Here is a 23,803-nt window from a genome sequence, read left to right on the forward strand (position 1 = left end):
TGTTGTGATATTAATATGCAAGCATTTTGTTATTACAAATGGCTTTTTCATATTGCTTTTTAAGTAGTTGCGTTTGTGCTCACAGATAAAAATTATTAATTGCCCTTGAAAACACTGATAACAAACCCATCTATCTATTAACGAATAAATTCAGATAGTTTGTGTCTGAATATAAATCTCCTCATTAGAACAAAGGAACAAGTAATGACTGATACAGTTAATACTGAAACTCACGGCTTTCAGGCTGAAGTTAAGCAACTGCTTAAATTAATGATCCATTCTTTATACTCAAATAAAGAAATCTTTTTACGTGAACTTGTCTCTAATGCGGCCGATGCAGCCGACAAATTACGTTTTAAAGCATTATCAGATAACAGTTTGTATGAAAATGATGGCGAATTACGCGTACGCGTTACGTTTGATAAAACAGCCCGTACAATCACTATCGCTGATAACGGTATCGGCATGTCACGTGAAGATGTTATCTCGCATTTAGGTACCATTGCTCGTTCTGGTACGTCAGAATTCTTTAACAACCTATCGGGTGATCAAGCGAAAGATTCGCAATTAATCGGCCAGTTCGGTGTTGGTTTCTACTCTGGTTTCATCGTTGCAGACATGATGACGGTGAACACACGTGCAGCGGGCGCAGCAGCAGATCAAGCAGTACAGTGGGAATCTGAAGGCGAAGGCGATTACCGTCTAGCTGACATTACCAAAGAAAGCCGTGGTACTGAAATCATTTTACACCTACGTGAAGGCGAAGATGATCTACTTGATGCATGGAAACTGCGTCAAATTGTCAACAAATACTCTGATCATATCAGCATCCCTGTTGAAATGTGGAAAGCAGAACAACCTGAATCAGAAGGTCCTGACGGTGAAAAAACACCTGCAGTACCGGGTGAGTGGGAATCGGTAACACGTGCAAGCGCATTGTGGACATTATCGAAAAATGAACTTAAAGATGAAGAATATAATGAGTTCTATAAGCACATTGCCCATGACTTTGAAGATCCACTCACATGGAGCCACAACCGCGTAGAAGGTAAACAAGAATATACTAGCCTACTTTATATTCCTGCGCGTGCCCCATTTGATATGTGGAACCGTGAAAAAGAACATGGCCTAAAACTGTACGTGCAACGTGTATTCATCATGGATGACGCTGAGCAGTTTATGCCTACTTACCTGCGTTTCGTGAAGGGTGTGTTAGATTCAAATGATCTACCGCTAAACGTATCGCGTGAAATCCTACAAGATAATAAAGTCACCACGTCATTACGCACAGCTTGTACTAAGCGTGTACTTACTATGCTTGAACGCATGGCGAAGAACGAAGATGAAAAATACCTTAAGTTCTGGAATGAATTTGGCCAAGCCTTGAAAGAAGGTCCGGCTGAAGACATGGCGAATAAAGAGAAAATTGCTTCTTTATTACGTTTCTCTTCAACATCGGTTGGCGGTCCTGCACAACAAGTTGGTTTCGGTAAATACATCGAAAACATGCAAGAAGGCCAAGATAAAATTTACTACATTACTGCTGATAACTACACCACAGCTGTAAACAGTGCTTACCTTGAAATCTTCAAGAAAAAAGGCATTGAAGTATTACTATTAACAGACCGTATTGATGAGTGGTTACTTTCACACTTAACAGACTTTGATGGCAAGCAACTGGTATCTGTAACTAAGGGCGATCTAGACCTCGGCGACCTTGATGATGAAGATGCGAAAAAAGCCAAAGAAGAAGCGACTGAAGAATTTGCAAGCTTCCTTGAGCGTGCAAAATTGACACTAGGCGACAAAGTAGCCGATGTACGTTTAACTCATCGTCTTACTGCAACGCCGTCTTGTGTGGTAACAAACGAAGATGGTATGAGCAGTCAAATGATTAAGTTGATGGAGTCTGCAGGTCAAGCTGTGCCACCACAGAAATACATTTTTGAACTAAATCCTGAGCACGAAATGATTAAACGTGTTGCTGATGAAGCAGATGAAAGTGTGTTTGCAGATTGGGTTCAACTGTTGTTAGAACAAGCACAACTGACTGAGCGTGGTAGCTTAGATGATCCTGCTGCATTTATTGCGCGTATGAATCGTCTTATCGGTTAAGTACATTATAAAAAATTAACAGTGTGAGTTATTTTATCTATCGCATTACTCACAAAGTTGTATACAAATAGGTAACAATTTGGAGCCGCACTTGAACACATCGGATTTCCCGTGTAGTCTAGCGGTTCTGAAATTTAAGCAATTTAAACAAGCTAAGTCAATTTAAGGGCAATTTATGCGCATTATTTTATTAGGTGCACCAGGTGCAGGTAAGGGAACTCAAGCACAGTTCATCATGGAAAATTATGGTGTTCCGCAAATCTCTACTGGTGATATGCTACGAGCTGCAATTAAAGAAGGTTCTGAGTTAGGTCAAAAAGTTAAAGCTGTTATGGATGGTGGCCTACTAGTATCTGACGAACTAATCATCGAATTAGTTAAAGATCGCGTTAAGAAAGAAGATTGTGCAAAAGGTTTCCTACTAGACGGCTTCCCACGTACGATCCCACAAGCTGACGCTATGAAAGAAAACGGTATTGACGTTGACTTCGTACTTGAATTTGATGTTCCTGATGAAGAAATCGTTAAACGCATGAGCGGTCGTCGTGTTCACGCTGCTTCTGGCCGTGTGTACCACACGGTTTACAATCCGCCTAAAGTGGAAGGTAAAGATAACGAAACTGGTGAAGATCTATCAATCCGTGCGGATGATGTTGAAGAAACAGTGCGTAAACGTTTAGGTATCTACCACGAGCAAACTGCGCCACTTATTGCTTACTATGGCAAAGAAGCGGAAGCAGGTAACAGCAAATACGTTACATTTGACGGCACACAAGCTGTTGATGCTGTAAGCAAGCAATTAGCTGAATTGTTAGGTTAGTCTATAAATGATTCACGTGGTTAATTACTAGGTTAAACCCTGACAGTTAAACACTATTCGTTTATTAAACCTCGAGCGTGCTCGGGGTTTTTTTATATCTAAATCTCAGATAGTTAATGGATTCAAGTTACTTAATCGCATAGAATGGACTTACTCGTTAAACGATATAGTGATTATGTGTAATATGACTAAGCAAAGTATTTTATTGGTTAACCTTGGTACGCCAGATTCAGCCACACCAGCCGGTGTTAAAGCCTTTTTAAGACCATTTTTGTCTGATACTCGCGTTGTCAGTATTCCTCGATTATTTTGGTTACCGCTATTAAACGGTGTCATTTTACCTTTGCGTTGCAAACGTGTTGCTAAAGCTTACCAGTCTATATGGTTTGATGATGGCTCACCGTTATTACATTACAGTCTATTACAGCAGAAAGCGTTGTCAGCGCTGTTTAAAGGTACAGGGCAAGACGCAGCTCAAGACGTTCAGGTTGAGCTAGCCATGACTTATGGTGAGCGCAGTATTAAAGATGCAATCAGTAAATTACAGCAGGCGGGTTCTGAGCATATCGTGGTATTACCGTTATTTCCACAATACTCATCGACAACCACTGCGCCAGTATTTGATCAAGTTGCGAGCTATCTACGATCAACAATCGATGTGCCAAGTGTCAGCTTAGTTAAGCATTATCATAACAATGCAGCCTATATTGAAGCACTCGCATTAAGCGTAGAGCGTCATTGGGCAGAGAAGGGCAGAGCCGAGAAATTATTACTGTCTTATCATGGTATTCCTAAATTCTTAGTGGAAAAAGGCGATATCTATGCAGACCATTGTGTTGAAACGACTGCCTTGCTTTGTAAGCGCTTAGGCTTAGCGGACGATCAGGTTGTGCATTGTTATCAATCGCGTTTTGGTAAAGCTGAATGGCTACAACCGTATACTAATGAAACCTTAGTAAAGCTAGCTGAAAGTGGCACAAAATCACTCGACGTTATCGCACCAGCATTTGCCGTTGATTGTTTAGAAACACTCGAAGAAATGGCGATTGAAAATAAAGAAGTATTTGTTGAAGCCGGTGGTGAAAATTATCGTTTTATTGCTTGTTTAAATGCTGATGAAGCGCATGTCCGTGCATTACACAGTGTTGCGAGTGAATACTTACGACGTTGATAGTTAGTAGTTACTCGTGAATTAAGAGTTGATGGCGAGTTGCTCGCTATTTAGCTCGGATCAAGCTGTGCTTCGCGTTAGCGAGTTGTACGCTAACCACTTCGGCACGCTTCATGTTATTCACATTTTGTAAATCAGTGACAGAGTAATGCCTATTCAGCATCCAATCCATTGGTTGCTGAAAGTTATCTTCATCAACAATAAATGACTGATTTTTCAGCCCGCCTTCATCTACTTGTACGATCCATAAGCGCTTTTTACTGTCGAGCTGCGCCAGTAATCGCTGACTGACATAATTATATAGCTGACTGAACTGTTGAAATCCCTGTTGTAAGACTCGTTGTAATGACATCTATTGAACCTGTCTAAGAATGAGAGGGGATTATAGACCGGAATATTCGAGCTGTAGTAGTGGCTAGCGCACATTATGGCGAAGGTAAGTGTACCGAATTGTAACAAGCTAACTTATGGCAGATGACACATAGCTAATAGGGATTAGTAAAGTGGCAGTAACCGTCACGTGCTGTGTTGCAGTTACTGCCTGTGCTTATAATGTCTTCATCAAAATCTTTGAACGACGCTGTAGGTTATAGAGCTCTTGTTTTTCAACTGGTAATTGCTCAAGTTCTACAGGTTCAAAACCACGTTCTCTAAACCAATGAATACTGTGTGTGGTGAGTACAAATAGGTTATCAATGCCTTGATGTTTAGCTTGTGTTTCAATTTCCTTTACTAGTAGGTCTCCGCGACTAGAGCGACGGTATTCGGGGTGAGTAGCTACACTGGCCATTTCAGCAACGTTATTTGTGAAGCAATACAGTGAAGCGCAACCAATAATGGTGCCATCTCTTTCAACTACGGTAAAGTGCTCAATATCACGCACAAACTCTTCCCTGCTGCGTTGTACCAACATTCCTTGGTCAACTAAGGGTTGTGTCAGTAACATAATGCCTGATACGTCTTCTATTTTTGCTGGACGAGTTTGCTCAGCACTTTGACGCACAATTTGGGTTCCAACACCGTCACGAGAAAATAGCTCTTGTAACAATGAACCATCGGCTTTGTAACTGACTAAATGACAGCGTGGAACACCGGCTAATGAAGCGTTGATAGCAGCACGTAAATATGAGGCGGTGCCACTGTTAATGCCGCCTTCCGCATCGAGTTCAGCTAAGCGCTCTTGTGCTTGCTCTGGAAACATTTCTGAAATAAGGTTACCGTTATAATCCAACACACCTTGGGCAGAACAAAAACTGATTAACTTATGCGCATTGAGCTTAATGGCAATCTTGGTGGCAACTTCTTCGGCACTCAGGTTAAAACTTTCACCGGTGACCGAATAGCCGAGAGGGGGAACGACAGTGATGGCGTTTTGGGCGAGTTGATATTCCAGCGCATCTGTATCGACGCGACGCACCCGCCCGGTATGGCAAAAATCAATCCCTTCATCAACGCCAATCGGTTGTGCAGTAATGAAGTTACCGCTGACGATATTGATTTTCACTCCGTGCATTTGGGTATTTACCAGTCCCATAGAGAAAGCGGCGGTGATCTCATATTGCAGTTGACCAATCACTTGTTTAATTAACGGGAAGGATTGTTCATCAGTGACACGTTGACATTTATGAAACTGACTCTCACAGTTATTTTTGGCAAGTATAGTGTTGATTTGTGGGCGCGCGCCAAAGACCAAGACAATACGAATACCAAGAATATTTAATAAGGCAATGTCATTGACGATATTAATAAAATTAGCATGAGCGATGGCTTCACCGCTCAACGTCAGTACGATTGTTTTGTCACGATGCGCATTGACGTAAGGTGCTGACTGGCGAAACCACCGTACTAATTGATTATCTTGTTGACTCAATTCCATCTCCTTGGATTTAAATACTTACTTTAAACACTAGCTCTAAAAGCTAATATTCCTTAAATCGGAGATGAAATCAAGTCGCAGTCGATTGATTATTCAGTTTTCCAGATAATATGGATAAAATCATCGTTGGCTTTTTTCTTTACTAATACACGTCCGAAAACATCATTTAATAAGTCGTTGTCGTCAACGAGGCCGATGTGCAATTCGCAATACTCATTATCGTTAATCCCCATCGCGACGCTGGCAGGCCAATCCTTGCCTAAGTCAACGATATCTACAGCACCTAGATCTTCGAATTGCATGGCAAATAAGATTTGATCTGCCGGTGATAATTGCGTCTGTGCATTTTCTAAAAAAGCATCGTAGGCAAAGTCAATTAGCTCATCTTCAGTTTTTAATAGCATGGGGTTTCCAAATTTAGCGTATTTTTGCTGGATTTTACCTTAATCTCGGTCAGATAAGAATATTTCTTACCATATCCATGGTTTTTTTATGTTATTTCTAATTGCGTCGGAGTTAAATAGACGTTACATTGAATGCGGACAATATAACATTAGAGTATGAATGCCCACGGGCCGAATGAAGGAATATTAGTAGTATGCATTATCAAACAGACGACGTTAGAATACGTGAAGTAAAAGAATTATTACCGCCAATTGCAGTGTTGGAAAAATACCCTGCTTCTGATGATGTGACTAAAACAGTATTTGAATCACGTAATAGCATTAGCCAAATTCTTAAACAAGCAGATGATCGCCTTTTAGTGATTGTTGGTCCTTGTTCAATTCATGATCCAGTTGCTGCATTAAAATATGCAGAACGACTAGTGGCATTGCGTGAAAAGTATAAAGATACTCTCGAAATTGTTATGCGTGTTTATTTTGAAAAGCCACGTACAACTGTTGGTTGGAAAGGCCTAATCAACGACCCATACCTAGATGATAGCTTCCAATTAAATGATGGTGTACGTATCGCACGTAAATTATTGCTTGATGTGAATGCAATGGGTCTACCAACGGCTGGTGAATTCCTCGACATGATCACACCACAATACGTCGGTGATTTAATGAGTTGGGGCGCAATTGGAGCTCGTACTACAGAATCTCAAGTTCATCGTGAACTGGCTTCTGGTATGTCTTGTCCTGTTGGTTTCAAAAATGGTACCGACGGTACCATTAAAGTTGCTATCGATGCGATTGGCAGTGCTAACGCGCCACACCATTTCTTATCAGTAACTAAGTTTGGTCACTCTGCCATTATCTCGACAGCAGGTAACCCTGATTGTCATATCATCCTACGTGGTGGTAATAAATCGACCAACTATTCTGCTGATGATGTAGCAACAATTACCACTCAGTTAGAAGCTGCGAAGCAAGACGTTAATATCATGATTGATTTTAGCCATGCCAACAGTGAGAAGCAATTCATTAAACAAATGGATGTTTCAACGGATGTTTCTGGCCAAATCAGTGCTGGTAACAAAGGTATCTTTGGTGTGATGGTTGAGAGTCATTTAGTTGAAGGTCGTCAAGATCTTGTTGATGGTAAAGTAGAAACTTACGGTCAAAGTATCACGGATGCTTGTATCGGTTGGGCTGACACTGAAACGATGATGGCACAGTTATCTGATGCAGTAGCGACACGCCGCGCAGTTAAATAACCAAGCAGTGCGTTGACTTGCATTACTAAGCTGTTTAGGTATATAGTCCTAGCATATTATGAAGCACAAACTTTGGTTTGTGCTTTTGTCATTAAAGAGCGGACAACAATGAAACGAATTATATTTTCTCTTGATGAAGTTTTGCCGATTGAAGCGGAAGCACTCGCTGCAAAGACTTTTACCCCTACTTACGATGATCTTTGGGATGCGACCAAGTTCAAAGGTTCTAAAGTTGTTGATGAACATGGCAACACTGAAGTTGAAGCATTAAGTAAAGGCCTTAACTTCTGGCCAGATGTTAATCAACTAAATCCTAAAAAGCTGAAAGCACAATTAACCTTGATGGCAGAACATGGCGTTTTCATTATGAATAACGTTTCAAGTGATATCTCGCCAATTGAGCGTGGCACATTAGCTTATGCACAAGGCTGCCACCCTGAAAACGATGCTGATTTCGAAATTAATCAAGATGAGATCTTTGATGGCGAAATGGGCTCAATCACAATTCCATTGGAATGGGTGAGTCGTTCAGTTAAAGCAGACAAGAAACAGTTCATTATTGAACTTGGTGATGATGACGATGTGCGTCTAATCATTAAATAGAATTTAAATAGTGCGTTAAGTTAGACGCATATTTAGTTTTAATACTTAGCTTTAATAGATAGTTATAAAAAGAGCCTTAGGTTAATGCAACCTGAGGCTCTTTTTTATAAACGACAGTTAAAGATCATCACTGTCATTTATTCATGGATCTTTACTAATAATGAGGTTAATAAAGAGATTAACGGCGCTTTTTCTTTGGCTTACGTTTTTTCTTCTTCTCGCCTTCAAGCGCTAATCGTTCGATAACCGCTTGTTTCTCTGCTTCAGCCATTGCTGGTGTTTCTAGGCTAAGACGACAGATTTTAGCCGTTCGCAATTCGTTGATTAAAATTGCCGCAGCTTTGTTTAAATCAACAAAACCACCTGGGCCTAAACAACCACGGCCACGGCCAATGTCTTCTAGCAATTCTAAATCGCTCTTGTCTAAGTTGTCTAACTTATAACGTGCGCGCATTGCTTCTGGATACGCTTTACACATGTATTCAGCGGCATACATCCCGATGTCATCATATTCAATCGCAGTATCTTTAATTGCGCCTGTTGATGCTAAACGGTAACCCGATAGTGGGTTCTGTACTTTTGGCCATAGCATACCTGGAGTATCTGATAATACGATGCCGTTATCCAGCTTGATACGTTGCTGTTGTTTCGTTACTGCTGGCTCATTACCTGTCTTGGCGATAATACGGTTAGCCAGGATATTAATCGTGGTTGATTTTCCCACGTTTGGAATACCCATGATCATCGCTTTAATGACTTTGTCAGCACCTTCTTTATTTGGCACTAATTGGCGAGCGAGGGCTGGGATCTTTTTGATCTCATGTACTTCTTGCGTCGTAAAGGCATAGGCCTTAACGCCTTCTTCCAATTCTAGATATTCTAACCATTGCGCAGTAATGATCGGGTCTGCAAGATCACTTTTATTAAGAATTTTAATACAAGGGGTATCACCACGTAGCTCTGAGATCATTGGATTCTCACTGCTGTAAGGAATACGCGCATCAAGCACTTCGATAATGAGGTCCATTTGCGGCATTACTTCCGCGATCTCTTTACGGGCTTTATGCATGTGCCCTGGGTACCACTGAATTGAACTTCTAGTCATTTGAAATATAAACCTTTTATTTTATCTTTCGGTCACATGGGGTACTTTGTTGGGTACTAAATGTGGTGGTCTGAAAGTTGGTTGCTAAAGCAGTGAGTAAACTTTTCCTGCGATAGTCTGATAATTGCCGCTAGTTTAACGTAATTAGTGATTTCGGTCACTAATGGTTGATACTTCTATGCAAGTAATTTTAACTCAGTGTCAAAAGGCAGGGCTTTAAGCGATCGTCCTGAATCGGATTAGTTCTAAATCGAAATAAGTGATTATGATAACAACTCCCCCAATGTGCTGTGTGGGAAATTTACAATCCTTATCCGCTAGGGTAATTAAGATAATTCCTATTACTACTGAGCATCAGCCTGATATCTAGGTTAATTCGGGTTGTGAAATGCTAATATGTAAGCCACTGTTTAATGTAGAAATACTAAAATGTATCGTTGAATATATGGATAAGATTGGTTTAGACCATCAACGTCGCTTCGCTAAATTTCAGATACCGGAAAAACTCGACCATTTTCTTTGGGGCTTTGCTCCGACAGAAAATGTTATATTTTTCGTGAATGAATGTTTGGGGGACAAGAAAACCCATCAATTTTTTCACGGTTGCTCTCAACATCTTAATTTTTCGTTTATTGATAACGCTAATACTCTACCATCTACAAGCCTAGCATCGGTATTAACCTATTTCTTTAATACCTACTCCGAATATTCTAATAAAGGTAACTATTGGTTAGAAGAGAAAGAGCAATCCTTATGGTTAGTTCGCTCAAACCGAGAACACTTAGGTATTAGTAGAGAAAAAGACTTCACAGAGCCAATGTCATTAAGTGTCTGTGTGCAGGTTCTTAAAATTGCACTAGGAAATGACTGGCAGCCAGAAAAGTTAGAGATCATTGGGGGGGACGTAAATAAACAGCAATATCTTACCAATGCTTTATTTAAAAATTGTAATATTGCTATCAATCAACAACACTCGGCAATTAAAATCGGAGCGATGTCAGCCATTGATTTTTTACCGTTGGATATTCGCACTGTAAATCAACCATTAACGCTGCAGCGTGAGATCGAAAAGCTGATGATTGGTTTTCTTTGCGACCGACACCTTAATATCGATACTATCGCCGAGTCAATGGGACTATCAGTACGAACATTGCAGCGGACACTTAAATCTTTAAATATTACTTTTCGTCAATTTCTTAACGAAACCCGAATGCGGTACGCGGCTTTCTTACTTAACAATTGATGATAATGGCATGGCGTAATATGACTATTTATAAGTAAATTGTTAACTCTCATAATGGCGATTCATTTGAGAAGCTATATGGGACATGTTATGACCAACAAATATAACCAAATAAATGCAAAGAGTTTTAAGGATATAGTGGGCATATTTATATCGAACTGGCATAATGCGCGAAATTAGATACCAATCACCATTGATTTAACTTTTCGTGTATATAACGTTATTGCTGAAAAATGCACACTGTATTTATTGCTATATATCAATATGAAATACAGTGTTATGAGGTGATGTTGTGGTGTTTTAAATAGATAAAATGAATTAATAAAAGGTAATGATATGCGTTGTATTACGAGAAGTTTATTGTGTTTGGCTATCGGCTCATTACTAGCGGGTTGTGGGGGAGGTGGCGGTTCTGATTCTGATTCTAGCTCATCAGGTGGCGTCGCGACGACAATGTCAGGTAAGGTTATAGATGGCTACATCACGGGGGCGACTGTTTATCTTGACTTAAACTTTAATAATCAGCGTGATGAAAATGAACCTTTTACTGTGACTAAAAGTGAAGGTGATTTTGACTTAACTGTCCCTGCTAGCTATCAAAAATGTTCGCAATATGTTCCTGTAGTTGTTGATGTACCAGTTGGTGCAGTGGACAGTGACGCTCCCAACATCCCCATTGATGAAGCTTATTCAATGGTATTTCCACCGTCTTTTGCACTGAGCGCGGATAAAGATCTTCTCAACTTAACGCCATTAACAACAGTTTTGTGGAGCGAAGTTGAAAAAGAGTTACGAGGAGACAATCCTAAAGGATTAAGCTGCGAGTTAATAATTGCAGATCAGAAGCTTAGGATGGACATTGGAAATAAATTAATAGAACAGGGCAAGCGCATTGCTGGTCACTACCAAGTAACCGTAGATGAATTATATGGCGATTATGTCGCAGCGAACCAAACAGAATTACATGATTTAGCTAAAGAATTAGTCCCTGGATTGAAAAAATCATATGCTGAAACTGTCAAGCTTAAACAAGAGAATCCCAACGCAGATATTGTGTGGGTTGATTACTATTTAGCACGTGAAGATAAAACATGGTATCGCCATCAAGTTATCCTAACCGCTGGCGGTAGTTTAAACTCTGAAACTCATTTGGTTTCGGATGACTTACAAACCAAAGATGCTTTAATTGCCCAAGGTGAAATGCTGACAACCGTTCGTGATGGTATTGATATTACTAAAAGGATTAACTTATCGTTGAATAGCAATGATGATAAGTTCAAGTGTTATTTTGATGAGATCTTCGCAACGCGCTCATCGGAAGTTATGAATTCCATTGATGTTGAGGTGGGTGATTGGAGTGAATGTAAAAATGCACATATTGCTGACACAGTTACACAAACGTTGAAGACAAAAGACTATCAAGACAATGTTTTGATTCGCGTTAGTGAACATAGGTATTTACCTGAGAATGACAGTACTCTTCGTCATTTAATCGGCTCGGCAGTCACTGTGACGAAAGAACAGATTAACGATGTTCGTGGTGTAATACTAGACACAGATTTTGATAGCGACGAAGACTATGGGGCTGATAATTGGACGCATATTAAATATGCGCTAGGCAATTCCAAAGATAAGAATGCACGAGTTGTAACCTATCGTCATAACTTAGAAAATGCATGGAAGTGGCAAAGAGTGACTTACTATGAAAATGGGAAGATTACTAATGAGTGTGGGCCTTCTGAAGCAAATATGTCCTTAGATGGGTGTTCGTCGTAACAATCCGTTCTACACGTTTCGTTACTAGTACACGCATGTGAACCAAATATGCCTTACCGATAGGTAGAGCAAGTTGAATTGTAAAGAACCCTAGTTTTATCTCGGGTTCTTTTTTATAGTACTAAAAGTTAAAGCCGTTATAAAACCTGCCTCTGATAAAACCACAAACTTTAAAACCTGATCTGTGCCGTAGATCTAATTTAAGTAAAGAAAATAGTCGATTTTGTAACTATTTCTGTAACATTGATTTGCTTTAATTAACAACTCAGCTTACACTTGTGCGCTATTATTAATGAAACTACTTCATCAGGCTTTAGAGATAGTATTATGAAAAAACCACCGTTAATTTGGTTAAACGTATTAATTTTTGCTTCAACCTTCCTTGTCGCTATAACTGCTGTGCCTTGGTATGGCTATGTTTATGGTTTTGAAACGTTTGAAGTCGTGGCGATGATCATTGGTATCTTCGTGTGTGGTTTATCTATTACAGCTGGTTACCACAGACTTTGGTCTCACCGTACTTACAAGGCGCATTGGTCAGTTCGTCTGGTGTTTGCATTAGGCGGTGCGTTTGCATTACAAAATAGCATAATCCATTGGAGCTCAGATCACCGTCGTCATCACAAACATGTTGATCACGATGAGAAAGACCCGTACTCAGCAAGCCGTGGTTTTTGGTATTCGCATATTGGTTGGATGTTACGTGAGTATCATGCCATGATTTATAGTGACTATACCAATGTTCGAGACTTACAAAAAGATGGTATCGCGGTATGGCAACACAAATATTATGCTGTACTAGCGTTGGTAATGAACGTAGGTGTGCCTATCTTAGTCGGCCTTTTATACGGTGATGTCTGGGCGAGTATGTTATTGCTGGGGGTATTACGTTTAGTATTAAGCCATCACTTTACATTCTTCATCAATTCATGGGCCCATATGTGGGGCACACAGCCTTATACAGACCGCAATACGGCGCGTGATAATGCACTATTAGCTATCTTTACCCATGGTGAAGGCTATCATAATTATCACCATATTTTTGAAACGGATTACCGTAATGGTATTAAATGGTATCAATACGATCCGACTAAATGGTTAATCAACGCGTTAGCCTGCTGTAATCTAGCCAGTGATTTACGTACTGTACCTGAAGCACGTATCGAACAGGCTAAATTGAAAATGGAATTAAAGCGCCGTCATGATAAAGTGCAGCACTTACCGAATTCTGAAGAAGTCATCTTACGTCTTAACCAAGAATATGACGTGCTATGTGAAAAGCTTAACGCTTTTTATAAAGCAAAAGTTGTACTGTTTGAATCGAAGAAAAAGGCGCTGAATGCCAAGTTTGATAAAATTCAATTTGAGCAACAAATTCGTGATACTAAATTGCAACTAAATCAACTTAAAGACGCATTCCACGAACAGCGTAAAGTATGGAATAACATGCAACTTAGTTTTACTCACTAGATACTATTTACTTATAAAGTACGATAAATAATAGGCTGTGTTCTTAATACCGCCTATTTACTGCCAAGGATGGCATAAATAATCAAGGAAGATATTTTGATAACGCACAAAGACATGCGCAAGTACTTACTTGCACATGATTTACCAACCAATGATTTCGGTAATGCTGCATTTTTCGCTAACGTTGAATATGTCAGCCCATTGCGTAAGTGCAATGTCGAAACACTAGTCAGTTTTGTTCTCGCGGGTTATTGTGAAGGTACGGTCCGTCTTGACCCCAGTGAAGATCTTACCCAAATGGAATACATGATGAATTTCACCTGTGCTTGGCATGAGTGTAAATTTGATATTAGCAGTCGTAGTTTTGTTATTCGTGGCCGTGATGAGAGAAAAATGGGTGGTGACTTCGTGATCACAATTCGACAGCTTTAAGTTTATATTTTAATTTTTTTGATTAAATCTATGTAATCGACCAGAATATGGTTAATAATTGGATCATTAATTTGGTTTTGCTGGTATTTCAGATTTAGACTGGTAAAATCAGCCCCCTTTTATTCTCTCATGCTGGTTCAAATATGAAATTTCCCGGTCAACGTAAGTCTAAGCATTACTTTCCTGTTAATGCAGGTAGTCCATTTGTCAAACCAGCAAACATTGCAAATGTAGTTCAACCTGTATTATGCGGTATTGATCAGACACTCGTTGATATTGAAGCACATGTCGAAGATGCTTTTTTAACTCGTTTTGGCTTAAAGAAAGGTGAGTCACTGATGATCAGTGATGAAATCGCCGAGCAAATTTACACTGAGCTAAAGCAACACGATCTTATCGTTAGTGAGTTCGCTGGTGGTACAGTTGCGAATACTTTACATAACTACGCGATCCTGTCTGAATCACAGTCGCTGCTATTTGGTACTATGTGTGACCAAATTAAAATTGGTAGCTATGCGTACCAGTATTTATGCAATACCAGCAGCAAGGTAAACCTTAATTACCTGCAACCAGTAAAGGGTCCTATTGGCCGTTGCTTTACTTTCATCTCCTCTGATGGTGATCGTAGTTTCGGTATCAATGCCGGTTTAATGAACAAATTAACCAAAGATCATTTACCTGTAGATCAATTACAAAAAAGCGCTGGATTACTTATTTCTGCCTACTTATTACGTTGTGCAGATGAAGACCCAATTAAAGAAGCCGCTATGCACATGGTTGAGCAAGCTAAGTTTCTTAACATTCCAATTATTCTTACGTTAGGTACGCGTTTCATTATTGAAGGTAATGAAAAGTGGTGGCAGAATTTCATTAATGAATATGTGACTGTCATTGCCATGAACGAAGATGAGGGTGAAGCATTAACAGGCTTTAAAGATCCATTATTAGCCGCTGATGCAGCACTAGAATGGTGTGATCTTGTACTTTGTACTGCAGGCGCTGAAGGTTTATATATGGCTGGTTACACGGATGAAAAATCTAAACGTGAAACAAGCGGTCAATTATTGCCAGGTGCTATTGCTGAGTTTAATCGCTACGAATATAGCCGTCCAATGCGCTTAGTTGATACTACTGAACCTATTAAAATGTATTCACATATCGCACCGTACCTAGGCGGACCAATGGAAATTAAAAATACCAATGGTGCCGGTGATGGTGCGTTATCAGCAATATTACACGATATGTTAGCTAACTCTTATCACCGAGACATAGTGCCTAACTCTGATAAACATACTGATAGTTGCCTTGCTTACTCATCTCTTTCACAGTTGTGTAAATACGCCAACCGTGTAAGTTATGAAGTGTTAGCACAACACTCTCCACGTTTATTAAAAGGCTTGCCTGAACGTGAAGATTCACTCGATGAAGGTTACTGGTCTAGCTAATCTAGTTGATTGATATTGATGGCTTAGTTACATATATATTGATTAAGTCATCATAGCTATAAAAAATGGCGAACAACGAAACGGTTATCTGTTAGTTGTTCGCCATTTTTTGTATCTGTAATAGTAGATCTGCTATCGGTTATTAACGCTTAATAATTGGATACGATGGTATTGAAGAATGCCGCTGAATACTGGGTTAACGGAGAGGCTTGTTTAGGTTTGCCTATATTTTGCTGTTCAACACTTTTTGGATTATAACCACTCACCATTAATACAAAAGGTACCATGTGATTCTTTTCTGTTGTTACAACGCCGACCAAATTAGACAAGCCTTTTAACGAACCCGTCTTAGCGATAATTTTACCTGTGAGCTTTTTCGTCAATAAACCGCGACGATATTGTAACGTACCGTCCACCCCAGATATTGGCATCGTCGCTAATAATTGCAGTTCATCATCATGCCTAATGGCATATGCAAGCACGTTAAACATGGTTTGTGCTGATACCAAGTTGTGACGCGATAAGCCTGATCCATCTGCAATTACATTTGATGCTAATGAAATGCCTTTATCTGCGAGGATTAACCGCATCGCTTCGGCACCATTGCGATAGTTACCCGGCTGTTGATAATATTCAGCGCCAATGGTTTTAAATAAGATATCAGCAATTAAGTTATCTGACTCTTTCATCATTTCGCTAATAATTTCGGCAAGAGGCGGGGATTGATGAGTGATCACTACTGCTGATGTTATGGCTTGATCATTGCCAATAATATCGCCGGTAAATTTAATCTTAGCTTGGTTTAATTCTGCTTTAAGTACCGCTGCAAAATAACTGGCAGGGTCTGAAATTGCAAATGATAAGGGCAGGTTACGCTTAGAGGGGGTTATACAGCCAAATAGTGTGTAATTATTATCGGGATGACGTATCACCTCTAAATCACAGAATCGCGCTTGCTGCTGCTCTCTGGTCATTATATCAACTTGGCTGGTTAATATAATTGGTTCGTACTCGGGGATGTAAATCGACGCTGTTTTAAGGTCTGCGGATCGTTTTAGATTTCCTAATACACAGTTATTGTTGATGACTAACGCTGAGGCTTGTGTCGCATAGCAAACCGCTTGGTCGTTCCATACTTGCCCATTACCCCAATTGTAACCATTAAACCGACTTTGATTGAGGCTGATATCGCCCTTAATACTGGTGATCCCTTTAGCTTTTAGCTGTTTAAGCATGTTACGTAGATCGTCTCTGGTAAAGGTCGGATCCCCGATGAAATTGAAGACGGTATTGCTGATAGTATGCTTATTTACATCACCGTGTAAACGGGTATTAAAAGTATATGCATCGGTAAGGTAAAGCTTGGCGGTTAATGCAGTCAGTAGTTTTTGGGTTGAAGCGGGTGTTAATAATAATTTGTCATTGTCTTGGCTCGCTGATTCAACGCTGACCTTCTCTGTTGTCGTGAAGGGCTGGCCAATAATGTAAGCAACATTGGTACCTGCAGGTAACAACTTTTCTAAAGGCGCTATTCTATCAAGATTAGTAGCATTTGCATTAATACTGATGAAGAGAAATGTGATGTAGTAAAGGAAAATTCGTAACATATTATTTTTAAATACTTATCGCCGTGTGGATGATTATTCTATCTGACATTGCAAACGAATAGAATGCGTATGATTAAATAACACTAAATATTCATTATACGGACTGTTATGATAGAGGTCTTATTTTAGTTACCGTTTGATTATCATCTTAGCAATGGTTGCAACGGCTAGTAAAAAGGTTTGGTTGTGGCAAAAGTAAGTTTATGGATTGTCTATCTTATTGAAACGGAAGCGGGGTTATATTGCGGTATAACCACGGATATGGAAAGGCGTTATCAGCAGCACTGTAATGGAACAGGCGCGAAGTTTTTTCGTCGAGCAAAACCGATACGGATTGTTTATACAGAAATTCAACCCGACCGCAGTCGGGCTAGTAAACGAGAGTACGCGATCAAACAATTACCGCGTAAACAAAAACTTGCTTTAATTCATCCAACAAATTCTTGTCTGTAGCATTTATATAAAGAGTTAAACGGCTTTAGTTAAAATGTCTGGTACGCCTGCTGTTTGAACCGCTGAAGGATTACCGTCTAGCGCTGCTGAGAAATAGATCGGTTTAACTTTCTCGGCCTTTTCTGCATCAAAGACGGGGATCTGTGCCATTGCATGTTCAGTCAAAGCAAGAATAGTCAGCGATGGATTTACGCCTAAATTACCGGAAATAATTGAACCATCAAGAATTCGCAGGTTTTTATAACCATAAGTCTGACCGGTATCATCAAGTACCGCTGTTTTTGGATCTCTGCCCATTCTTGCTCCGCCCATCATATGCGCCGTGATAGGAGTGCCTGCAATGACTTCTAAGGCGAGATTACCTGCATCCCCCCCCGAGTGCTTCACATAATGTTCAGCGACCTTATGCGCAATTGGGAAGTAGTTTCTGAGCTTTTCATCCCCTTTGTGTTGCACTGGCAGCCAAGTCGGGGTGAACGGTGAGTACCAAGCACGCTTACTCTCAAGATGAATACTGTTTTGCGCTGTTTGCATGACTAATAAAATGATGGTGTCTTTAGCTTTACCAACCGGATTGGCCATTTTCAGGGTTTTTATCGGTTGCTTAATAATATTCATCAGCATACTAACAGGACGTGGAATACCTGATTGTTTTGATGTCAGCGGCACTGCCATTGCGCCTGCAAATGAAGCATCACTGCCTTTTGCATAACGGACTACCTCAACTTTAGTTTCATCATCGGGTGAGAAAATCGATGTGATCGCGGTGCCATTCCAAACTTCTTCTTTCTGTTCTTGCTGGTTTAAGCGATTATGTGAAACCGTTAACAGTGTTTCCGAGTTGGTTAATACATTTTGACCGAGGTTTGGGCTTAAATTAGGTAACGTCTTTTCTACATCCCGCATTCTCAGTAATAATGGCATAGTGCCAAACACGCCACCTGAAACAACGACGCCACGGGTAGTGAGCGTGTATTTTTTCTTATTAAACAGTCCAAGGCCTTCGGTAATATGGATGGTATAACCCGCACTACCATCTTTTACGCCATTCTCATCGGCAATCGGTTCGATTTTTGTGACGTTTGATTCAGGGCGGATCTCGGCACCGTTGCGTTCTGCAAAGTAGAGGTAGTTTTTGTCGAGGCTATTTTTAGCATTGTGGCGACAACCTGACATGCAGTTACCACAATAAGTACAGCTGTTTCGTTTTGGACCATCGCCGTTAAAATAAGGGTCACCACGGTCTTCACCTAAGCGTTCAACATCGATATTGCGAGAAACTTTATCTTCACCTTTTGGATAGAGGAGGCCGCTATAGACAGTTTTAAAGCTATCTTCACGTCCCATATCCGTGGCAACGTCTTTTAGGACCAGATCTGCAGGGCCAAAGTAGCGATTTTTTTGCACGCCAATCATGCGTTGTGCTAATGCGTAATAAGGCGATAAACGTGCATGCCAGTCTTCGTGCATTCCAGTCCATGACGGGTCGGCAAAGATATCAGCTTCAGGAATAAGATGGGTATTGCCATAGACTAGTGAGCCACCGCCAACAGCACTGCCGTGTACCAAGTTAATCTTGCGGGTAACCGATAATGTGAAAGGACCTGTTAGGCCTAATTGGGGTAACCACATGAAACGTTTTAAATTCCAGCTGGTACGTGAAAATTCTTTGGTATTAATTCGTTTACCACGCTCTAATACTAAAACTCGAAATCCTTTTTCTGTTAAACGTAATGCACTGGCAGAACCACCAAAACCAGATCCTATGATTATCTGGTCAAAATCAAAGTTAGAACTCGACATGTGTTACCCCTACTGCTGACCCGTTAATTTCACATCAAGACTGTGCTTCAAGCACTATATTTATTTTAGAGTATCTGTAATGTGCCCATTCGGTTAATTAATGCTAACGACTTAGATATGTTATCAGAGTGTTGCCTCCGTTGTATGTACCATACTCTAGGTAGCTAGCGGAATATTTTCATCAATGACTTGTTGATGTTGTATTTAATCTTAGTTCAAGAATACTCGTAAAATTACGGGGCTGTTATGTTTAGAGAAGCTTTCATCTATTAAACCGTGTTGGCGTTGACTTACTGGCGCATTAACGTGAAGGCTATCGCAAAAATAAAAGATTGTGAATATTGTCGAATATGTCTAATGAGGTAGAAAATGCGAATACATAAAGAGATAGCAATGAATTATAAAGGCCAGGATTTCTTTGTGGGCGATATTCATGGTGAATATGATTTATTATTGGCTACATTAGCGCAGTGTCAGTTTGATTTTGAGTGTGATCGTTTGTTTTCAGTCGGTGACCTAGTTGATCGCGGGCCTGACTCAATAGCATGTCTTGAATTATTACTAAAGCCTTGGTTCTTCGCGGTACGTGGTAATCATGAAGAGATGTTATTTGCCGATGAAGATAGTGAATTAGCGCGCATTCATCAGCATGCTGGTGGGGAATGGTTTTTTCAGTGCTCAGCACAAGAGCAGGTTCGGCTGAAAGCCTTAGTCGAAGAGCATTGCCCTGTGGCGTTGACAATTGAATCTAAGTTTGGCTCTATTGGTGTTTGTCATGCCAATGCACCGGTTAATTGGTCTGAATTACAACATGCCGATCTTAGTTGTGTCGAGCTAATAAAAGACTGTACTTGGTCAAAGACGCAATACCAAGAAGTGAAGCAAGGGAACATGTTTCATATTAACGACGTTAAGCTTGTTATACACGGCCATGTGAATTGTGCGAGAGTAACGACGAATCTAAATCAATTGTGGATAGATACCCTGATGCGGACAAGACGGTTAACAGTCTTGTCCGCACAGCAAGCATATATGGTTATTGCTTAGCGCTTAATTCTCAGTTTGTGCTGGGGCTGCTTTATAAAAATAATTTAATTCAGCTAGGATCTGATTAAATTGAGTATCAAGCATCGCTTCTCGTGGGATAGATTTGTAATCATTACGATTACGAACATCGTGATTGCCTTGGCGACTAAATAAACCTTGATATGAGAATAAGGTAATTGTGTCTTGTTGCATTATCACAAAGTTGTTTTTATCACCGAGTAGCTGCCAATTTTTAAAATTACCGGCAAATAAATCAATGCCGTTACTGTAATCTGAAATCGGGTTGTTGACCGCGTTTAGATTCGTCAAAATAGTCGGAACTAAGTCAGTATGATTCGTATCTTGCTCTATCACACTTGGCGCTTTACCTGGCCACACGATAAATAATGGTACCTGTGTTTGATAGATTGAATAGTTACTACCATAACCCCACGAGTGCTCTTCTGAATCATTAAATTCATTACCGTGATTAGCAGTAAAAATAATGACCGTATTATTATATTGCTGCGATTGTTTTAATTCATAAACAATTTTAGCCACGGCTTTATCAATATAACTGGCACTGTTTCGATAACTGTTAAACAGCGCAATCTGACGGTTGTTTGCTTGGCTATTTAAGTCTTGAATATTAGGGTAGAACAGCGCAGGGAAACCCGCTGGCGTTTCCATCTCTTGCACTGATGTTAAGCTAACATAAGCAAACCAAGGTGTTGACTGATCTTGTTTTTTTATCCAACGGCGTGTTTTTGTTACGGTGTCTCTATCATTCGCAGTACCCTCTACAACCGTCGTATTAGGGCTATCTAAGTTGATGAAGGTCGTTTGTTTTTGCTTGTGCTTAGCTAACTCTTCAGTATTAAAGATGCCGAGGTTGTAGTCTGCCTTAACGAAGTAATCGAGCATGAAAGGTGGTTTTGCTGATGTTTCGATATCATCCCAATATTGGGGTGCAAGACCATACATGATGCCGAAATTACCTAACATGTTATTATTACTGGTACTGAAGTGGTGATTAAAGCGTTGACCTTGACGCGATAAACTCGACATTTCGGGCATCACGCTTTCATTCAGCATATCAGCTCTAAGTGTGCTGATGTTAATTAATAAAACATTAAGTTTGTGACTGTCGTCATTCACTACTAATGGATTTTTAGGGTAGTCAAGACGTGAAGCTGATTTTTTTCTTGTATCACTGACGCGCTTGTCAAATGCTTCTTTATCTATCCAGCCATACTTCGCGAGGAACGTTCTTGCTGTCATTGGGTAAGCGAGCGGAAAGTTTGCTTTCTGTGCTGTAATTGGACGGTAGACGGCGGCATCTGCCCACATATGTAATAAGTGCCCTGTTAAGAAACAGCTGAAAAAGAAAATGGCGATAATAGGGCCAAGTTTAAAACGGCTTAAAGGTCTTAATCTATGCCACAACAAGCTGGAAATAAGCAGTTCAATTAAAAATAAGAAAGGCACGAAAACAAAAAATGATTGCCAATCTGAGTTTAGTGTTTGCTCATTTTCTCCGAGTAGTATCTCAAAGATAATAGGATTGATATGTAAATTGTAGAGTTTAAAAATCTCTGTATCGATAATTAACAGCGATAACCCTACTGTGGCAAAGATCACGGTTAGAAATCGTAGCGCACGTGGAAACGGTATCAGAAAACTGACAGGGAAGATCACCACCAGATATAGTATAAAAATAATAAAGCTGAAATGACCTAACAAGCTGATAAGAGAATAAGCTTGAGCAAGCATAGTTTCAGGCCATTCGGCGATGAAAAGGTAACGTGACGCAAGTAAGATAGCCAGTAAGATGTTGGCTAAGCTAAACCAATGACCCCAACTGATAATCTTGGAGACTTGATCGCGATAATGATGTCCTGTTTCTAGCATAAGTTAAACTGTAGTCTCTATAGTGCTTTGATAGTGTAATGAATAAACATAAATGACAAGGCATCCTTGCCTATCATTTAAATTAATGTGATGTATCTTTTGACTTTACTGACGCAACAAGCGCTTTAGCAAATTTTTCAGCAACCGCTTGGCGCTGTTTTGGTGATAAAGATGCGTTGATGATGTTCGCAGCTGCATTACCAAGAACCATTAAACCAAGGTCTAACGGTGCATCGTGTTTTTCTAGTACATCAATAACTTCATCAATAATTTGTTCAACTTTATCATTTTTGTATTTAGAAACTATAGGCATAATTTAATCTTTTAATGTATGAATGGGCAAAGATGATTATAATACCTTACAGAATTCATTAACTCTAATACTTTAAATATATGCAGCTAAAATTAAATAACATTATTTTACATTCGTTAGCCTTTAATACCGAAGGTGAACTGAAATGTTACCCGCGCAGCGAAGAACTGATTGCTTCACAACCAGTTGAAGAGCTTGCAAGTGAACTACATCGAATTTATAACGCCAAGCCAGCGAAAGGCTTTGGTTACTTTAAATGCACTGAAGAAGACAATAGCCGATTACCTTTTGAAGTTGAACTACGTAAATTCATCGATGAAGAAAGTAATTTTGTTGATTTTTCAAGCGCCGCATCGAGCTTGTTGGTCGGTGAGTTATTAAAATATGACTTTGTATCGCAAGGTATTCTGTCTTTTGTACATTACAATTGGATGGCATCCGATTACCTTATCGTGGCGCTACTGGAGAATAAAGACAGCGTAATGGTCACTGAGCAGTTAGATATCAGTAATACCCATTACCTAGAACTGTCTAAAGTACAATTGGCGGCTAAAATTGACCTGACTGAATGGCGCCAAAATAGTGATTCAAAACGCTATTTATCTTTTATCAAAGGTCGTGCGGGACGTAAAGTCTCTGACTTCTTTTTAGACTTCTTAGGTTGTACAGAAGGCATGGTCGCTAAATTACAAAATGCCGGTTTAATGCGCGCTGTTGATGAATTTTGTCATGTTGCCGAGTTAGATGCGCAAGAATCGATTCAAGCGCGTGAGCAAGTTGCACAGTATTGTAATGAGCAAATTAAAGAAGGTAATGAAATCGAAGTTAAAGATCTATCTGATCACTTAGCCGATGTTTCATCACGTGATTTTTATCAATACGCCTCAGAAGCTTATGAGCTTGAAGATAGCTTTCCTGCCGATCGCGGTTCGGTACGTAAACTAACCAAGTATGTCGGACAGGGTGGTGGTTTA

Annotated in this window: 21 protein-coding genes; 13 read left to right on the top strand and 8 right to left on the bottom strand. The window is 39.9% G+C overall.

All coding sequences use genetic code 11. The features are described from left to right. Nucleotides 1–204 precede the first annotated feature (204 nt). The 3 genes from htpG to hemH all read left to right on the top strand — a co-directional run bounded on the left by htpG (nt 205) and on the right by hemH (nt 4,106). Nucleotides 205–2,115: a molecular chaperone HtpG gene (gene htpG, locus QNK26_RS07275; RefSeq protein ID WP_319221877.1), complete on the top strand. Its 1,911-nt coding sequence runs from the start codon at nt 205–207 to the stop codon at nt 2,113–2,115. Between the two features lie 175 nt (nt 2,116–2,290). Beyond that, nucleotides 2,291–2,935 (top strand): adenylate kinase, encoded by a 645-nt coding sequence (adk, locus tag QNK26_RS07280; RefSeq protein ID WP_319221878.1) that lies wholly within the window; start codon nt 2,291–2,293, stop codon nt 2,933–2,935. Between the two features lie 175 nt (nt 2,936–3,110). Continuing rightward, on the top strand, nt 3,111–4,106 hold the full coding sequence (gene hemH, locus QNK26_RS07285) for a ferrochelatase (RefSeq protein WP_319221880.1): 996 nt from the start codon (nt 3,111–3,113) through the stop codon (nt 4,104–4,106). A gap of 46 nt (nt 4,107–4,152) precedes the next feature. Here the strand turns inward: hemH and QNK26_RS07290 are convergent, their stop codons facing one another. The 3 genes from QNK26_RS07290 to QNK26_RS07300 all read right to left on the bottom strand — a co-directional run bounded on the left by QNK26_RS07290 (nt 4,153) and on the right by QNK26_RS07300 (nt 6,386). After that, the gene (locus QNK26_RS07290) at nt 4,153–4,458 is read right to left on the bottom strand and encodes a hypothetical protein (RefSeq protein WP_319221881.1); all 306 of its coding nucleotides are present in this window, start codon (nt 4,456–4,458) and stop codon (nt 4,153–4,155) included. Nucleotides 4,459–4,653: 195 nt separating this feature from the next. Further along, entirely contained in the window at nt 4,654–5,982 is a 1,329-nt protein-coding gene (gene argA, locus QNK26_RS07295; RefSeq protein ID WP_319221883.1) for an amino-acid N-acetyltransferase, read from the bottom strand. A gap of 89 nt (nt 5,983–6,071) precedes the next feature. Next, a complete protein-coding gene (locus tag QNK26_RS07300) occupies nt 6,072–6,386 on the bottom strand; it encodes an HI1450 family dsDNA-mimic protein (RefSeq protein WP_319221885.1) in 315 nt (104 codons plus the stop codon). A gap of 194 nt (nt 6,387–6,580) precedes the next feature. On the opposite strand from QNK26_RS07300, the gene aroG reads away from it, so the two are divergent. Beyond that, on the top strand, nt 6,581–7,642 hold the full coding sequence (gene aroG, locus QNK26_RS07305) for a 3-deoxy-7-phosphoheptulonate synthase AroG (RefSeq protein WP_319221886.1): 1,062 nt from the start codon (nt 6,581–6,583) through the stop codon (nt 7,640–7,642). Between the two features lie 108 nt (nt 7,643–7,750). Next, the gene (locus tag QNK26_RS07310) at nt 7,751–8,245 is read left to right on the top strand and encodes a DUF3085 domain-containing protein (protein ID WP_319221888.1); all 495 of its coding nucleotides are present in this window, start codon (nt 7,751–7,753) and stop codon (nt 8,243–8,245) included. 178 nt (nt 8,246–8,423) lie between these two features. On the opposite strand, the gene ylqF is transcribed toward QNK26_RS07310, so the two are convergent. Further along, the gene (gene ylqF, locus QNK26_RS07315; RefSeq protein ID WP_319221890.1) at nt 8,424–9,350 is read right to left on the bottom strand and encodes a ribosome biogenesis GTPase YlqF; all 927 of its coding nucleotides are present in this window, start codon (nt 9,348–9,350) and stop codon (nt 8,424–8,426) included. Between the two features lie 388 nt (nt 9,351–9,738). On the opposite strand from ylqF, the gene QNK26_RS07320 reads away from it, so the two are divergent. The 5 genes from QNK26_RS07320 (at nt 9,739) to QNK26_RS07340 (ending at nt 15,716) form a co-directional block, all read left to right on the top strand. Next, entirely contained in the window at nt 9,739–10,593 is an 855-nt protein-coding gene (locus QNK26_RS07320) for a hypothetical protein (RefSeq protein ID WP_319221892.1), read from the top strand. 336 nt (nt 10,594–10,929) lie between these two features. Further along, nucleotides 10,930–12,369, top strand: a complete 1,440-nt coding sequence (locus QNK26_RS07325) for a hypothetical protein (RefSeq protein ID WP_319221894.1) — start codon at nt 10,930–10,932, stop codon at nt 12,367–12,369. Between the two features lie 327 nt (nt 12,370–12,696). After that, a complete protein-coding gene (locus QNK26_RS07330; protein WP_319221896.1) occupies nt 12,697–13,839 on the top strand; it encodes a fatty acid desaturase in 1,143 nt (380 codons plus the stop codon). Between the two features lie 96 nt (nt 13,840–13,935). Beyond that, nucleotides 13,936–14,271: a hypothetical protein gene (locus tag QNK26_RS07335; protein ID WP_319221898.1), complete on the top strand. Its 336-nt coding sequence runs from the start codon at nt 13,936–13,938 to the stop codon at nt 14,269–14,271. Nucleotides 14,272–14,414: 143 nt separating this feature from the next. Next, nucleotides 14,415–15,716 carry an inosine/guanosine kinase gene (locus QNK26_RS07340; protein WP_319221899.1) on the top strand — a complete coding sequence of 434 codons (1,302 nt, stop codon included), beginning with the start codon at nt 14,415–14,417 and terminating at the stop codon, nt 15,714–15,716. 149 nt (nt 15,717–15,865) lie between these two features. Here QNK26_RS07340 and dacB read toward each other — a convergent pair whose 3' ends face one another. Next, nucleotides 15,866–17,323 (bottom strand): D-alanyl-D-alanine carboxypeptidase/D-alanyl-D-alanine-endopeptidase, encoded by a 1,458-nt coding sequence (dacB, locus tag QNK26_RS07345; protein WP_319221901.1) that lies wholly within the window; start codon nt 17,321–17,323, stop codon nt 15,866–15,868. A 186-nt stretch (nt 17,324–17,509) separates the two neighbouring features. Here dacB and QNK26_RS07350 point away from each other — a divergent pair, with 186 nt between their 5' ends. Then, nucleotides 17,510–17,776 carry a GIY-YIG nuclease family protein gene (locus QNK26_RS07350; protein WP_319221903.1) on the top strand — a complete coding sequence of 89 codons (267 nt, stop codon included), beginning with the start codon at nt 17,510–17,512 and terminating at the stop codon, nt 17,774–17,776. A 15-nt stretch (nt 17,777–17,791) separates the two neighbouring features. Here the strand turns inward: QNK26_RS07350 and QNK26_RS07355 are convergent, their stop codons facing one another. After that, complete coding sequence (locus tag QNK26_RS07355; RefSeq protein ID WP_319221904.1) at nt 17,792–19,579, bottom strand: GMC family oxidoreductase; 1,788 nt, start codon at nt 19,577–19,579, stop codon at nt 17,792–17,794. A 393-nt stretch (nt 19,580–19,972) separates the two neighbouring features. Here QNK26_RS07355 and QNK26_RS07360 point away from each other — a divergent pair, with 393 nt between their 5' ends. Beyond that, entirely contained in the window at nt 19,973–20,626 is a 654-nt protein-coding gene (locus tag QNK26_RS07360; protein ID WP_319221906.1) for a metallophosphoesterase, read from the top strand. 3 nt (nt 20,627–20,629) lie between these two features. Here the strand turns inward: QNK26_RS07360 and QNK26_RS07365 are convergent, their stop codons facing one another. Together QNK26_RS07365 and QNK26_RS07370 are read right to left on the bottom strand one after the other, a co-directional pair. Then, entirely contained in the window at nt 20,630–22,516 is a 1,887-nt protein-coding gene (locus QNK26_RS07365) for a DUF3413 domain-containing protein (protein ID WP_319221908.1), read from the bottom strand. An 82-nt stretch (nt 22,517–22,598) separates the two neighbouring features. Then, nucleotides 22,599–22,829: a YejL family protein gene (locus tag QNK26_RS07370; RefSeq protein ID WP_319221910.1), complete on the bottom strand. Its 231-nt coding sequence runs from the start codon at nt 22,827–22,829 to the stop codon at nt 22,599–22,601. A gap of 80 nt (nt 22,830–22,909) precedes the next feature. Between QNK26_RS07370 and yejK the strand changes: the two genes are divergently transcribed. Continuing rightward, nucleotides 22,910–23,803, top strand: an 894-nt coding sequence (gene yejK, locus QNK26_RS07375) for a nucleoid-associated protein YejK (protein ID WP_319221911.1), incomplete at its 3' end; no start/stop codon positions are given.

Origin of the sequence: Moritella sp. (assembly GCF_033791185.1) — a bacterium.
Classification (GTDB): domain Bacteria; phylum Pseudomonadota; class Gammaproteobacteria; order Enterobacterales; family Moritellaceae; genus Moritella.